The organism is Serratia sp. Ag1 (assembly GCF_000743355.1).
Lineage (GTDB): Bacteria > Pseudomonadota > Gammaproteobacteria > Enterobacterales > Enterobacteriaceae > Chania.
Genome location: NZ_JQEI01000015.1, coordinates 47484 through 61548 on the forward strand (window position 1 = coordinate 47484; position 14065 = coordinate 61548).

13 protein-coding genes are annotated in these 14065 nt (G+C 55.3%); 11 read left to right on the forward strand and 2 right to left on the reverse strand.

Annotated elements, in window-relative coordinates; all coding sequences use genetic code 11:
• Positions 1-113 precede the first annotated feature (113 nt).
• The 3 genes from IV04_RS09400 to glyS all read left to right on the forward strand — a co-directional run bounded on the left by IV04_RS09400 (position 114) and on the right by glyS (position 3960).
• Positions 114-857 (forward strand): LuxR family transcriptional regulator, encoded by a 744-nt coding sequence (locus tag IV04_RS09400; protein ID WP_037401224.1) that lies wholly within the window; start codon positions 114-116, stop codon positions 855-857.
• 113 nt (positions 858-970) lie between these two features.
• Positions 971-1879, forward strand: a complete 909-nt coding sequence (gene glyQ, locus IV04_RS09405) for a glycine--tRNA ligase subunit alpha (RefSeq protein ID WP_037401221.1) — start codon at positions 971-973, stop codon at positions 1877-1879.
• An 11-nt stretch (positions 1880-1890) separates the two neighbouring features.
• Positions 1891-3960 (forward strand): glycine--tRNA ligase subunit beta, encoded by a 2070-nt coding sequence (gene glyS, locus IV04_RS09410; RefSeq protein ID WP_037401218.1) that lies wholly within the window; start codon positions 1891-1893, stop codon positions 3958-3960.
• An 87-nt stretch (positions 3961-4047) separates the two neighbouring features.
• On the opposite strand, the gene IV04_RS09415 is transcribed toward glyS, so the two are convergent.
• Both IV04_RS09415 and vapB read right to left on the reverse strand, forming a co-directional pair.
• Positions 4048-4464, reverse strand: a complete 417-nt coding sequence (locus tag IV04_RS09415; RefSeq protein ID WP_037401215.1) for a type II toxin-antitoxin system VapC family toxin — start codon at positions 4462-4464, stop codon at positions 4048-4050.
• Entirely contained in the window at positions 4461-4691 is a 231-nt protein-coding gene (gene vapB / locus IV04_RS09420) for a type II toxin-antitoxin system VapB family antitoxin (protein ID WP_037401212.1), read from the reverse strand. The genes IV04_RS09415 and vapB overlap by 4 nt, the downstream gene beginning before the upstream one ends.
• A gap of 440 nt (positions 4692-5131) precedes the next feature.
• Between vapB and IV04_RS09425 the strand changes: the two genes are divergently transcribed.
• The 8 genes from IV04_RS09425 (at position 5132) to IV04_RS09460 (ending at position 14064) form a co-directional block, all read left to right on the forward strand.
• Positions 5132-5851, forward strand: coding sequence for a FadR/GntR family transcriptional regulator (locus IV04_RS09425; RefSeq protein ID WP_037401207.1), 720 nt, complete (start codon positions 5132-5134; stop codon positions 5849-5851).
• Positions 5848-6855, forward strand: coding sequence for an ABC transporter ATP-binding protein (locus IV04_RS09430; protein WP_037401205.1), 1008 nt, complete (start codon positions 5848-5850; stop codon positions 6853-6855). Before IV04_RS09425 ends, IV04_RS09430 begins: the two co-directional genes overlap by 4 nt.
• Positions 6852-7943 carry an ABC transporter ATP-binding protein gene (locus tag IV04_RS09435; protein WP_037401202.1) on the forward strand — a complete coding sequence of 364 codons (1092 nt, stop codon included), beginning with the start codon at positions 6852-6854 and terminating at the stop codon, positions 7941-7943. The genes IV04_RS09430 and IV04_RS09435 overlap by 4 nt, the downstream gene beginning before the upstream one ends.
• A complete protein-coding gene (locus tag IV04_RS09440; RefSeq protein ID WP_051916741.1) occupies positions 7940-9457 on the forward strand; it encodes an ABC transporter substrate-binding protein in 1518 nt (505 codons plus the stop codon). Before IV04_RS09435 ends, IV04_RS09440 begins: the two co-directional genes overlap by 4 nt.
• 20 nt (positions 9458-9477) lie before the next feature.
• Positions 9478-10419 (forward strand): ABC transporter permease, encoded by a 942-nt coding sequence (locus tag IV04_RS09445; RefSeq protein WP_037401199.1) that lies wholly within the window; start codon positions 9478-9480, stop codon positions 10417-10419.
• A gap of 2 nt (positions 10420-10421) precedes the next feature.
• Positions 10422-11303, forward strand: coding sequence for an ABC transporter permease (locus IV04_RS09450; protein WP_037401197.1), 882 nt, complete (start codon positions 10422-10424; stop codon positions 11301-11303).
• 15 nt (positions 11304-11318) lie between these two features.
• Entirely contained in the window at positions 11319-12920 is a 1602-nt protein-coding gene (locus IV04_RS09455; protein ID WP_037401195.1) for a gamma-glutamyltransferase family protein, read from the forward strand.
• A 112-nt stretch (positions 12921-13032) separates the two neighbouring features.
• The gene (locus tag IV04_RS09460; RefSeq protein WP_037401192.1) at positions 13033-14064 is read left to right on the forward strand and encodes a S66 peptidase family protein; all 1032 of its coding nucleotides are present in this window, start codon (positions 13033-13035) and stop codon (positions 14062-14064) included.
• The last annotated feature ends 1 nt before the right edge of the window (position 14065 follow it).

Consider the following 14065-nt stretch of genomic DNA (forward strand, 5'->3'; position numbering starts at 1 on the left):
TTCAGCCATGGTCCGATTGTTTGTCTCGAATTTTAGTGCGTAGATCTGCTGATAGCGAAATTCGTCGCCTATGTTAGAATTTTATTTTTTTCGGGTTTATAAGGAGGGGGCTGGTGTCTGATTTATTCTTTAATAATGATTTTATTAATGCCACTATAGAGAACTATTTAGAAAGAAAGTTGGCTGAGTATAAAAACATAAATTTCGTCTATGGCATAATAAATAAAAGAAACCCGGCGAATATTGCAATTATTTCTAATAAAAAAGAATGGTTTGAGGTTTATAAAGAAAATAACTATCAGTTTATCGATCCGGTTGTTATCACTGCAACGCAGCGGGTAACGCCGTTCCCTTGGGATGAGAATATCATGATAAACTCCGGGCTGAAGCTTTCCAGAATTTTTGATATGGCCAAGGATTACGGGGTTATTAATGGATATACCTTTGTCCTGCATGATTATAACCATAATCTTGCGGTGCTTTCTATTCTGATAGACAAACAGTGCGGCGGTATCATAGAGGAAATCGATAATAATAAACATAAACTCCAGATGTTATTGCTGACCGTACATGAAAAGCTCACCACACTTTACCAAGAGCTGAATGGTAAGGTCTATTTTGAAGCAATGAATAACCAAGAGATTTTCTCAAAACGTGAGAATGAGATTATTTATTGGGCCAGTGTAGGCAAGTCCTATCAGGAAATTGCCTCCCTGTTGGGGATAAAGCTGACCACGGTCAAATATCATATTGGCAACGCGGTAAAAAAGCTGGGCGTGACCAACGCCAAACATGCCATCAGGCTGGGGATCGAGTTGCAACTGATCCGGCCAGTGCTCCCAGATGCAGAATCCTAAAGTGGCCTGATCAATGATTCACACTTGTTGCGGGATTCTGGCTGTATATCTTACGGTCAACGGGTATACTGGCACATTCTTTTAAATCCACTTGTATCGCGTGCGAATCTAACATGCAAAAGTTTGATACCAAGACCTTTCAGGGCCTGATCCTGACACTGCAGGACTATTGGGCGCGCCAAGGCTGCACCATCGTTCAACCATTGGACATGGAAGTCGGCGCGGGAACCTCTCACCCAATGACGTGCCTGCGCGCACTGGGGCCGGAGCCAATGGCCGCCGCCTATGTGCAGCCGTCACGCCGTCCGACCGATGGCCGCTACGGGGAAAACCCGAACCGCCTGCAACATTATTACCAATTCCAGGTGGTGATTAAGCCATCGCCGGAAAACATTCAGGAACTGTACCTGGGCTCACTGAAAGAGCTGGGTCTGGATCCGACCATTCACGATATCCGCTTTGTAGAAGACAACTGGGAAAACCCGACGCTCGGTGCCTGGGGTCTGGGCTGGGAAGTGTGGCTGAACGGCATGGAAGTGACGCAGTTCACCTACTTCCAGCAGGTCGGTGGCCTGGAGTGCAAACCGGTGACTGGTGAGATCACCTACGGCCTGGAACGCCTGGCGATGTATATCCAGGGCGTGGACAGCGTTTACGATCTGGTGTGGAGCAACGGTCCGTTAGGTGTGACCACTTACGGCGATGTGTTCCACCAGAACGAAGTGGAGCAGTCCACCTACAACTTCGAATACGCCGATGTCGATTTCCTGTTCAGCTGCTTCGAGCAGTATGAGAAGGAAGCGCAAACCCTGCTGGCGCTGGAAAAACCGCTGCCACTACCGGCTTACGAACGTATCTTGAAGGCTGCCCACACCTTCAACCTGCTGGATGCACGCAAGGCGATCTCGGTCACCGAACGCCAGCGCTATATTCTGCGTATCCGCACGCTGACCAAAGCCGTTGCCGAGGCCTACTACGCTTCCCGCGAAGCGCTGGGCTTCCCAATGTGTCATAAGAAATGATAGAGGCAGCCATGACTCAACAGACTTTCCTGGTGGAAATCGGCACGGAAGAGCTGCCGCCGAAGGCTCTTCGTTCACTGGCAGAATTGTTTGCCGCGAATTTTACCGCTGAACTGGATAACGCCGGCCTCGAGCACGGTGCCGTGAGCTGGTTTGCTGCACCGCGTCGTTTAGCACTGAAAGTGGCCAACCTGAGCGCTGCGCAGGCCGATCGTGAAGTTGAAAAACGCGGCCCGGCGATTGCCCAGGCTTTCGACGCCAGCGGCCAACCGAGCAAAGCGGCTGAAGGTTGGGCACGCGGCTGTGGCATCACCGTCGAGCAGGCCGAGCGTCTGGTGACCGACAAAGGCGAATGGCTGCTGTATCGCGCCCATGTGCCGGGCCAATCTGCGCAGCAACTGCTGGCAGGTATGGTGAGCACTGCGCTGGCCAAATTGCCGATCCCGAAACTGATGCGCTGGGGCGATAAAGACACCCAGTTTGTGCGCCCGGTACATACCGTAACCCTGTTGCTGGGGGCTGAACTGATCCCAGGTACCGTGCTGGGTATCGATTCTGCGCGCACGCTGCGCGGCCACCGCTTTATGGGTGAGCTGGAGTTCACCATCGACCACGCCGACCAATACCCGCAGATCCTGCAAGAGCGCGGTAAAGTGATCGCTGATTACGAAGCCCGTAAAGCGCTGATCAAGCGTGACGCCGAGCTGGCAGCACAGAAGATTGGCGGCAAAGCCGATCTGAGTGAAAGCCTGCTGGAAGAAGTGGCCTCGCTGGTGGAATGGCCGGTAGTGCTGACCGCCAAGTTCGAAGAAAAATTCCTGGCGGTACCGGCAGAAGCGCTGGTGTACACCATGAAGGGTGACCAGAAGTATTTCCCGGTGTACGACGCTGCAGGCAAGCTGCTGCCGAACTTTATCTTCGTGGCTAACATTGAATCGAAAGATCCGCAGCAAATCATCTCCGGTAACGAGAAGGTGGTGCGCCCGCGCCTGGCTGATGCCGAGTTCTTCTTCAATACCGATCGCAAAAAACGGCTGGAAGATCACCTGCCGCGCCTGGAAACCGTGCTGTTCCAACAGCAATTGGGCACTTTGCGTGATAAAACCGACCGCATTCAGGCACTGGCTGGCTGGATTGCCGGGCAGATTGGTGCAGACGTCAACCACGCCACGCGCGCCGGGCTGCTGTCGAAGTGCGATCTGATGACCAACATGGTGTTTGAATTCACCGACACCCAAGGTGTGATGGGCATGCACTATGCGCGCCACGACGGTGAAGCAGAAGACGTTGCAGTGGCGCTGAACGAGCAGTATCAACCGCGCTTTGCCGGTGACGAACTGCCGCAGTCGCTGGTGGCTTGCTCTCTGGCGATCGCCGACAAGATGGACACCCTGGCCGGGATCTTCGGTATCGGGCAGCATCCGAAAGGCGATAAAGACCCGTTCGCTCTGCGCCGTGCCGCGCTGGGTGTGCTGCGCATTATCGTTGAGAAAAACTTGCCGCTGGATCTGCAAACCCTGACCGAAGAGGCCGTGCGCCTATACGGCAGCAAGCTGACCAACGCCAAGGTGGTGGACGAGGTTGTCGACTTTATGCTGGGCCGTTTCCGTGCCTGGTATCAGGAAGAAGGCCACGCGGTAGACACCATTCAGGCGGTATTGGCGCGTCGCCCAACCAAACCGGCGGATTTTGATGCGCGCGTGAAGGCGGTCACCCACTTCCGCACGTTGGAAGAGGCGGCGGCATTGGCGGCAGCCAACAAGCGTGTTTCCAATATTCTGGCTAAGTCCACGGATACCTTGTTGGATCAGGTACGTGCTTCCGTGCTGAAAGAACCGGCTGAACTCAAGCTGGCGACTCACCTGGTAGTGCTGCGCGACAAGCTGCAACCGGACTTCGCCGCAGGCCGCTATCAGGAAGCCCTGGTAGAACTGGCCGCGCTGCGTGAAACCGTCGATGCTTTCTTTGATGGCGTGATGGTGATGGCAGAAGATGAAGCGGTGCGTGTGAACCGCCTGACGCTGCTGAGCAAGCTGCGCGAGCTGTTCCTGCAAGTGGCGGATATTTCGGTACTGCAGTAATGCTCGGTTTAAGTATTGCTTGAACCCTCTTATCAGCGTGTGAAAACCCGTAATCTCGCAGGAGATTACGGGTTTTTTATTGAGGGGTTAATTTACCCAGTCTTCCAGCATCAGCCCCGGTACGCGCTCAAATTCCCGTGTATTATTTGTTACCAGAATGGCTTCCACAGCGATCGCATGTCCGGCAATGGCGGTGTCGTTTGGCCCGATTGGTGTGCCAGTGACCGCCAGAGCAGCCTTAATTTTTGTGGTTGCATCTACGGCGGCTCGATCCCAAGGCAGCACGGCGTCGAGTCGTGTGCAGAACGCATCAACCAGTGCTGTGTGGCGTGGTGAGGCTTTCTTGCCGATAGCGCCGAAGCGCATTTCGGCATAAGTGATGGCTGATACCACGATACGGTGTTTGCTCAACACGGTTTGCTGCAGACGGTTAATGACGGCTTCTGGCTGTTCCCGCATGATGAATGAACAGATGTTAGTGTCCAACATATAGACCTTACTCATAACGCAAAACGCCCGTCATCGCTGATCACATCCTCGCGATCTGCCATAAAGTCCCCATCTGCTTTTTCTTCCTTAAGGAAGGAGCTCCAGTTGGGTTTGGCCGGACGTAGGATGATCGTGTCGCCTTCACGGATAATCTCCAGCTCATTAACACCGTCAAAATCCAGGTCGCGTGGCAGACGTATCGCCCGGTTATTACCGTTTTTAAATACCGATACAATTCGCATGATGGCATTCCTCCGTTTTGCATTTAAGGATGTGCAGGTATGTCAGTTGTTGAGGTTAATTATATACCTATTCCTAGCATATGCATATGTGTTGCATAGGCATGGGTTGCGATTGATCTGAACTGGCTGAACTGTTTCGTAGGACTATGCACTCTAATGCAGCATCCATGCCCTCATTTGGCGCGCCGCATGTCATCTTGTCTCGAGAGTTTTCTCTCCCCCTAGCTTGGCGCGTAAATATAATTATCTTTTAATTCAATTCATTAAGTGAATTACTGCCTTGCATAATCTCGAACCAATAAAAATTGGTTCTTTTCTTGCTTATCCATTAACAACCCGTATTGTGCGTTTAATATCCTTGTGATAACTTAATTTTAACTTAAATGTAACAAAAACCTCTTTTCAATCTTTTTTGCGATTAAAATATAGGCGAACCAATAATGGATGAAATGGCTGGCCGCAGCGCAAACTCCAGTTCCGCATTGGAAAAGCTCCGTCAATTGATTCAGCAAGACGACATACAGCCCGAGCTGGCCTTGCCCACCGAGCGTGAGCTGGCAGAGCGTTTTGCTGTTGGTCGGCGGGAGATCCGCCGGGCGTTGAACGTGCTGGAAGAAGAGGGGCGGGTTTGGCGTAAACAGGGGAAAGGTACCTTTGTCGGCCCGGCTGCGCCAGTGCAGCCGCTGCAATTGCAGGATTTGCCCCAACAGTCGAACCTGTTGGAAGTGATGGAAGCGCGCATCCAACTGGAGCCGGGCTTGGCGCGTTTAGCGGCGCTGCGCGCCAGCAAAGAACAAATCGCCCTGATGCAGCGCTTGTTAGAGCGTATGCACAACATCACGCTGAACGATAGCGATCAACATGAGCTGTGGGACAGCGCCTTTCACCGCGCCATAGCCGAAGCGGCAGGCAACCGCCTGATGCTCAGCCTGTTTGATGCCATTGACGCCGTGCGCCGTGAGCCCGCCTGGCAGCATCTGCGCGTGCAGGCGCGCACGCCAGCGCGGCTGGAGCATTATGATCACCACCACGTCCGCTTGGTGCAACACATTGCGGCGCGCCAGCCGGTGGAGGCCGCGCAGGCGATGCGTGAACACCTGCTGGCGCTGCAACAGGCGCTGCTTGAGGCGATCAACCAGAGTGACGAGGAGCTGCCATGAGCCTTTCTTCTGCCTGTACCCCGGTGCTGCGCCTGCAGGATCTTAACGTCCAGTTCAGCGGTTCGCCGGTCACGGTGCTGGATAACATTTCACTCACCGTTTACGCCGGGGAAACGCTGGCGCTGGTGGGTGAGTCCGGCTGCGGCAAGAGCATTACCTCGCTGGCACTGATGGGGTTATTGCCCAGCAGCGCGCAGGTCAACGGCGGTGAGATGTACTTCAACCATCACGATCTGCGCCAGTTAAGCGCTCGCGACTACGCCGATCTGCGCGGCAACCAGATGGCGATGATCTTTCAGGAACCGATGACCTCGCTCAACCCGGCGTTTACGCTTGGCGATCAACTCAGCGAAGCTGTGATGCGCCACCGTGATTGCAGCCGTCGCGAGGCGATGAGCGTGGCGCTGGAGATTTTGGAAAAGGTGCAGATCCCGGCGGCGGAAATGCGCCTGAAAGCCTATCCGCACCAGCTTTCCGGCGGTATGCGCCAGCGCGTGATGATCGCTATGGCGTTGATCAACCACCCGCAATTGCTGATTGCCGATGAACCCACTACCGCGCTCGACGTCACTATTCAGGCGCAGATCCTGGTACTGCTCAACACCCTGAAACAGGAAACCGGTACTGCGGTATTGATGATCACCCATGACTTGGGCGTGGTGGCCGAAGTGGCGCAGCGGGTGGCGGTGATGTATGCCGGGCAAGTGGTGGAAAGCGGTGAGGTGGCCGAGGTGTTTAACGATCCTCAGCATCCTTACACCATCGGTCTGATGGGGTCGATTCCCAGCCTCGGTGCGCGCAGCGCCAAATTGGCAACCATTCCTGGCAACGTGCCGCTACCGGAGCAGATGCCCGCTGGCTGCCGTTTTGCTACCCGCTGCCCGTTTGCCGAGGCGCGTTGCCATCAGCAAAAACCCCCGCTGCAAGTGTTGAATCCGCAGCATCAGGTGGCCTGTTTCCGCGCACCGCTGGAACATTCCGTGGCTCAGGGAGCATCAATATGAAGACGCCCATTCTTGCCTGCACCGATTTAAGCAAAACCTTTAGCGGCCCGACCTCATTGTTTAAACGTAACAAGCAAGTGACCGCCGTTGACCGTGTTTCGCTGCAAGTGATGCCCGGAGAAACTTTGGCGATCGTCGGTGAATCCGGTTCCGGTAAATCGACGCTGGGTCGCCTGCTGCTGCGCCTGCTCGCGGCCAGCCACGGCCAGGTGTTTTATCAGGGGGAAGAGATTACCCATGCCAGCGGCAACCGGCTGAATCAACTGCGCCGCGAGTTACAGATTATTTTTCAGGATCCGTTTGCCTCGCTGAACCCGCGTATGACGGTGGAAAATATCGTAGGCGAGCCGATCTGGCTGCATGAGTCGTTATCAAGCGGCGATCGTCAGGAAAAGGTGCATCAACTGTTGCGTACTGTCGGTTTGCCTGCCGCCTGGGCACAGCGCTATCCGCACGAGTTTTCCGGCGGCCAGCGTCAGCGCATCGGCATTGCCCGCGCGCTGGCCAGCGGCCCCAAGCTGCTGCTGGGGGATGAGCCGGTTTCTGCGCTGGATGTGTCGGTACAGGCGCAGGTGGTCAATCTGCTGGAGAACCTGAAATCACAATTTGGCCTGACCATGGTGATCGTGGCCCACGGTTTGGCGGTGATCCGCCATATGAGCGATCGCGTCGCGGTGATGTATTTGGGGCAGATTGTCGAACTGGCCAGCGTCGATGAGATTTTTGACGCGCCGTTGCACCCTTATACCCAGGCGCTGATCGCCTGCGCGCCGCAGCTCAAACCGGGTATTGAGCGGGAAATACCGATGCTGCAGGGCGATCTGCCGAACCCGGCTGCACCACCCAGCGGTTGCCGATTTCATACCCGTTGTCCGCACGTTCGCGACGAATGCCGTCAACATGAGCCCATTAATCAGGTATTGGCCGGTGGCCGTCAGGTAGCTTGCCACCGTTGGCAAGAGATTAACCGCGATCGCAGCGTGATTGAAATAGCTCCACCGTCATCTGCATTTTTACGCCGCCGCGCGCTGTTTGAGCAGGCTGTGAGTCAACAATCACCAATCCCCTCAGGAGAAGTAACGCGATGAAAGGACGTCATATGTTATTGAGTGTGCTCGGTGGCCTGCTACTGACCGGAGCCAGCGTACAGGCACAGGCAGAAAGCACCCTGCGCATTGGTTTGGGGGCCGATCCAGACATGTTGGATCCGCATTTGGCGCGCACTTATTATGGCCGCTTCGTGTTTGCGGCGATGTGCGATCGGCTGGTGGATATTGATGAAAATCTGAAGATTGTGCCGGGGTTGGCTACCGACTGGGCATGGAGCGATGAGGGTAAAACCCTCACCATGAATCTGCGTCAGGGCGTCACGTTCCACGACGGCGAGAAATTCGACGCGCAAGCGGTGAAGTTCAATATCGAACGGGCATTAACCCTGCCGGGATCGCTGCGTAAAAGTGAAATTTCTTCCATTGCGTCGGTTGATGTCACCGAGCCTTATCAGGTGGTGTTTCACCTGAAAACCGCCGACGCGGCACTGCTCAGCCAACTGACCGATCGTGCTGGAGCAATGCTGGCACCGAAAGCTGCTGCCAAAGCGGATTTCGCCACTCAGCCAGTGTGTTCCGGCCCTTACCAGTTTGACAGCCGGGTGCAGCAGGATCGCATCGTGCTAAAGCGCTTTGAAAACTACTGGAACAAGTCTGCCTACCACTTCGATAAGGTGGTGTTCCTGCCAATCCCTGATGCTTCGGTACGCTTGGCGAACCTGCGCTCTGGCGATCTCGATCTGACAGAGCGCATTGCCGCCAGCGATGTGAAAACCGTGGAGGCCGATCCGAAACTGAGCTTGGCCAAGGTGACCGGCCTGGGTTATCAGGGGATTACCTTTAACATCGCCAACGGTAAGGTCGATCCTAATAACCTGTTCGCCAAAGATGCGCGAGTGCGCGAGGCTTTCTCATTGGCGATCGATCGCGAGGCGTTGAATCAGGTGGCATTTGAAGGGTTGGCGACTTCAGCCAACCAGGGGATTTCCACCGTTAGCCCTTATCACGTCAACATGCCGGTTGCTCCACGCGATGTAGAAAAGGCTAAAGCGCTGCTGGCTGCCGCCGGGGTGAAGACGCCGCTCAACGTCACGCTGCTGGTCACCAATGACTCGATCTCACAACAGGTGGGCCAAGTGCTCCAGGCGATGGTGGGCGAGGCCGGTTTTAACCTCAACCTGCAAATGAACGAGTTCGCGACTCTGCTTGATCGCCAGCAGCGCGGTGAATACCAGCTCAGCCTGTCAGGCTGGTCAGGGCGGCCCGATCCCGATGGCAGCATTTTCTCGTTTGTTCACAGCAAAGGCACGCTTAACGACGGCGGCTACAGCAATCCGCAGGTCGATGAATGGCTGACGCAAGCGCGCCAGACCAACGATCCGGCGGCGCGTCAGGCGCTGTACAACCAAGTGGTGAAGCAGTTGGACATCGATATGCCGATTGCCTACCTCTATTTTGAGCCACGCATTTTTGGCCTGAGTAAGAAGCTGGAAGGCTTTAAGGCTTGGCCGGACGGCGTCGTGCGTCTTGCCGGTGTGAAAATGGTGCCCTGAAGGCCAGCGGAGAAGCACTGATGGTTGAATTGATCTGCAAACGCCTGCTGCTGGCCATCCCCACACTGTTGCTGGTGAGCATAATGGTGTTCTCGTTGCAAAAGCTGTTGCCCGGTGATCCGGTGCTGGCGATGGCGGGCGAAGAGCGCGATCCGGAGGTGATCGCGCAGTTGCGCGAGGAATATCACCTCAACGATCCGATCCCGGCGCAGTATTTTTACTGGGTAAGCAATGCGTTGCGCGGTGATTTAGGCGTTTCGCTGCGCACCAAAGAACCGGTCACGCAACTGATTATCAGCAAGCTGCCGGTAACGCTGGAACTGTCGTTGCTGGCGATGATGGTGGCGCTGCTGGTGGGGATTGGCATGGGGATTATTGCGGCGGTGCGCAAAGACAGTTGGGTCGATCACACCACCAACTTTGTGGCGCTTTCGGGGATTTCGGTGCCGCACTTCTGGTTGGGTATCTTGCTGATTCTGTTGTTCTCGGTGCATTTACAGTGGTTGCCCGCCTCTGGCTATGTGCCGTTCAGTGAGAGCATGCCGCAGAATCTCAAAACGCTGCTGTTGCCTGCGCTGGTGCTGGGTACGGGCTTGGCGGCCACACTGATGCGCCATACCCGCGCTGCGATGATTACCGTTTTGAAAGCCGATTATATCCGCACCGCGCAGGCCAAAGGGTTGCTGCCAAAACGGGTGATCCTCAAACACGCCTTTCGTAACGCGCTGGTGCCGATTGTCACCCTGACCACGCTGCTGTTTGGCGAACTGCTGGGGGGCGCGGTGCTGACCGAACAGGTCTTCACGCTGCCCGGCTTTGGCAAGATGATTGTCGATTCGGTGTTCAACCGCGACTACGCGGTGGTGCAGGGCGTGGTACTGGTGGTGGCGATCGGTTTCCTGCTGCTGAACCTGTTGGCGGATGTGCTCTACGTGCTGATTAACCCGAAAATGCGAGGCTGACCATGAGTGAGGTTTTGGTTTCTGGTGCGGCAGTCACCGCACCGCTGCGTGCGCCGCAAAATCGGGTGCTGAAGAAGTTTCTCGCCAATAAAAGCGCGATGATTGGTGCGGCGATTGTGCTGCTGTTTGTGGCGGTGGCGCTGCTGGCCCCTTGGTTGGCACCGTTCGATCCGGTGAAAGCCAACTTCCTGGCGGTGCGTAAACCACCATCGGAGCTTTATTGGCTCGGCACTGATGAACTGGGGCGGGATATTTTCTCGCGCCTGATTTGGGGGGCGCGGACTTCATTGCTGGCAGGCTGCATTTCGGTGCTGATCGCCATTGTGATTGGCGTGCCGCTCGGTCTGATCGCCGGTTACTGGCAGGGGGGGTGGGACGGCGTGATTTCACGCGTTATCGAAGCGCTGCTGGCTTGCCCGTTCCTGATCCTGGCGATTGCGCTGGGGGCATTTCTCGGCCCGAGCCTGGGTAATGCGATGATCGCCATTGGCCTGTCGGCGATGCCGATTTTTGCCCGCTTGACGCGTGGTCAGGTGCTGGCGATCCGCCATGAAGAGTATATCGATGGTGCAAAGGCTATCGGTTTGCCGGATCGCTGGATTGTGCTGCGTTATGTGTTGCCCAACGTGATGTCACCGATTCTGGTGCAGGCCACGTTGGCGATCGCTGCGGCGATTATTACCGAAGCCAGCCTGTCGTTTCTCGGGCTGGGTCAGCAGCCGCCCAACCCTTCGTGGGGAGCGATGCTGAATACGGCAAAAGGTTATCTGGAACAGGCACCTTGGATGTCGATTTTCCCGGGGATTGCCATTTTTCTCACCGTGCAGGGCTTCAATTTGCTGGGTGACGGGTTGCGAGACGCGCTCGATCCGCGTAATGACTGACAAAAAGGAAGAGTGATGAGTGGAGAATTGGATTTTAACCTAGGCTATCCATCCTGGCGCGTGCCGATGATGGGGGCGAATGCGGTTGCCACTTCGCAGCCGCTGGCGGCACAGGCCGGGTTGTGTATGCTGCAGCAGGGCGGCAATGCGGTCGATGCGGCGATCGCTACCGCCATTGCCTTAACCGTGGTGGAGCCCACCGGCTGCGGTATCGGCAGCGATGCGTTTGCCATCGTCTGGGATGGCAAGCAGTTGCACGGCTTAAATGCGTCTGGCCGCGCGCCGGGGGCCTGGTCGCCAGAAAGGTTTGCCGGGCGGCAAACCATGCCAGAGTTGGGTTGGGATGCGGTGACGGTGCCGGGCGTGGTTTCTGCCTGGGTGGCATTGGCAGAACGTTTTGCCACTCTGCCGCTCAGCACGCTGGCGCAGCCGGCGATTGATTACGCGCGCAACGGTTTCCCGGTTTCTCCGTTGATCGGCGTGCTGTGGCAGCGGGGCTATAGCAAACTGCGCGATCAACCCGGCTTCAGCGCCTGCTTTGCGCCTAACGGCCAGCCGCCGCGTGCTGGTGAGCTGTTCCGTAACCCGGATCAGGCCAATTCACTGGAAAAGATTGCCGCGACTCAGGGTGAGGCGTTTTACCGTGGCGAACTGGCAGAAAGGATGGTGGCTTTTGCTCGTGAGCATAACGCGGCGCTGAGCATGGACGATCTGAGGAATCATCGGGCCGATTGGGTTGAGCTGATCTCGCGCCCGTTTGCCGGGGGCTCGGTGCATGAATTGCCGCCTAACGGCCAGGGGATCGCCACGCTGATTGCGCTCGGCATCCTTGAACAGTGGGATATTGGTCGCTATCAGCCGGATTCCGTGGCGTGGCTGCATTTGTCGATCGAGGCCATGAAGCTGGCGTTGACAGATCTGGATCGCTATGTGGCTGATGCAGAACACATGGAGTTCCCGGCAGAGCGTTTGCTGAGTGACAGCTATCTGAAAACGCGCGCGGCGCTGATCGATCCGCAACAAGCCGGTGATTTCACCTTTGGTGCGCCGACGCAGAGCGGCACGGTGTATCTCTCTACCGCTGACGCAAATGGCATGATGGTGTCGTTTATTCAGTCCAACTATATGGGCTTTGGTTCCGGCGTCGTGGTGCCAGGCACTGGCATCAGCCTGCAAAACCGTGGTGCGGGTTTTTCTCTGGATAAGCAGCATCCGAATCTGGTGGCCGGTAATAAACGCCCGTTCCATACCATCATTCCGGCGTTCGCTCTGGACGGTCACGGGCAGCCGCTGATGTCATTTGGCGTAATGGGCGGGCCGATGCAGGCTCAGGGACACTTGCAGATGGCGCTGCGTATTATGCTGCACAAGCAGAACCCACAGGCGGCGATCGACGCGCCGCGCTGGCGGATTGTTGCTGGGCGTGAGGTGATCGTCGAACCTTCGATGGATCGCAATACGCTGGCGGCGCTGCGTGCCATGGGCCATAACGTGGTGCTGGAAGATCCGTTGCAAACCTACAGTTTCGGCGGCGCGCAGGCGATTGTCCGCGATCCGCAAGGGTTCTACATTGCGGCCACCGAAAGCCGCAAAGATGGGCAGGCGCTGGTTTTCTAATTCGAATCAGGGTCGGAAAGATCTGACCCTGTTTCTAGAAAGTAATGAATATGTACGCTTCATCTTCAGTGTTCTATAGGAAATGGCGTGCCTTACTGTAAGGATTTAGCATATGCGTTTCCCTCCTAAATTGGCTCCAGGCGACTTAATTGCTGTCACGGCTCCCTCATCTGGAGTGCCTTTACCTTTACATCCTCGCTTGGAGTTCGCCATAAAAAACCTCAAGAGCAGAGGGTTTAGGGTAAGCGAAGGTGATTGCTTACGTTCCCAACATAAAAATAAAAGTTCATGTAAAGAGTCGCGCGCGAAAGAGTTAATGGCTTTTTTTACCGCTCCTGAGATAAAGGCAGTTATGCCGCCCTGGGGAGGCGATTTGGCGATGGAATTACTTGAGTTGATAGATTTTGAACGGTTAGCGCAGACTGACCCAAAATGGTTTGTAGGCTTTTCAGATCTGAGTACATTACATTTTCCGTTAACGGTTATTTCTGGCTGGGCGACTTTGCATGGCCCTAATCTTATGGATCTTGGGGCCAAAGAGTTAGACGCAACGACACAAACCATATGGGATATTTTGGAGAGTGATCGAGGAGTGGTGATTAAACAGTATTCTTCAGAGGCTTTTCAAAGGGAAGAGAATCGGTGGGGGACAGCGACGGATGCCGGATTTAACCTGACACAACCGACAGAGTGGAAACGCCTTGACGGCGGTACGTCAGCAATCAGTTTCCAAGGGCGCCTGATTGGTGGCTGTTTAGATACCATTTCAAGGCTAGCCGGTACCAAATTTGGTAATCTTCCGCGATTCTGCGAGCAAAATAAAAACGATGGCGTCATTCTGTACTTTGAAAATGCGGAAATGGGTCCCTGCGAGCTCACGCGGGCTTTATGTAGCTTACATATGCATGGTTGGTTCGACAATCTAGCAGGCGTTCTGATAGGTAGAAATGCTGCGCCAGAAGTCGATGATCCCGGACAACAAAACTATCTAGATGCTATAAGTTCATCATTAGCCGATCTTACCGTGCCTGTGCTGTATGACGTTGATATAGGCCATATCCCGCCCCAACTGTCGCTAGTCAATGGCGCAATGGCGACTATTGTATTCGCTGAGCGTGGTGGTTCAGTTTCTCAACATTTATAAG

Bases quoted from the DNA above. Each gene is read 5' to 3' on its own strand.
- glyQ (WP_037401221.1), top strand. From the start codon at position 971: ATGCAAAAGTTTGATACCAAGACCTTTCAGGGCCTGATCCTGACACTG.
- glyS (WP_037401218.1), top strand. From the start codon at position 1,891: ATGACTCAACAGACTTTCCTGGTGGAAATCGGCACGGAAGAGCTGCCG.
- IV04_RS09415 (WP_037401215.1), bottom strand. From the start codon at position 4,464: ATGAGTAAGGTCTATATGTTGGACACTAACATCTGTTCATTCATCATG.
- vapB (WP_037401212.1), bottom strand. From the start codon at position 4,691: ATGCGAATTGTATCGGTATTTAAAAACGGTAATAACCGGGCGATACGT.
- IV04_RS09425 (WP_037401207.1), top strand. From the start codon at position 5,132: ATGGATGAAATGGCTGGCCGCAGCGCAAACTCCAGTTCCGCATTGGAA.
- IV04_RS09430 (WP_037401205.1), top strand. From the start codon at position 5,848: ATGAGCCTTTCTTCTGCCTGTACCCCGGTGCTGCGCCTGCAGGATCTT.
- IV04_RS09435 (WP_037401202.1), top strand. From the start codon at position 6,852: ATGAAGACGCCCATTCTTGCCTGCACCGATTTAAGCAAAACCTTTAGC.
- IV04_RS09440 (WP_051916741.1), top strand. From the start codon at position 7,940: ATGAAAGGACGTCATATGTTATTGAGTGTGCTCGGTGGCCTGCTACTG.
- IV04_RS09445 (WP_037401199.1), top strand. From the start codon at position 9,478: ATGGTTGAATTGATCTGCAAACGCCTGCTGCTGGCCATCCCCACACTG.
- IV04_RS09450 (WP_037401197.1), top strand. From the start codon at position 10,422: ATGAGTGAGGTTTTGGTTTCTGGTGCGGCAGTCACCGCACCGCTGCGT.
- IV04_RS09455 (WP_037401195.1), top strand. From the start codon at position 11,319: ATGAGTGGAGAATTGGATTTTAACCTAGGCTATCCATCCTGGCGCGTG.
- IV04_RS09460 (WP_037401192.1), top strand. From the start codon at position 13,033: ATGCGTTTCCCTCCTAAATTGGCTCCAGGCGACTTAATTGCTGTCACG.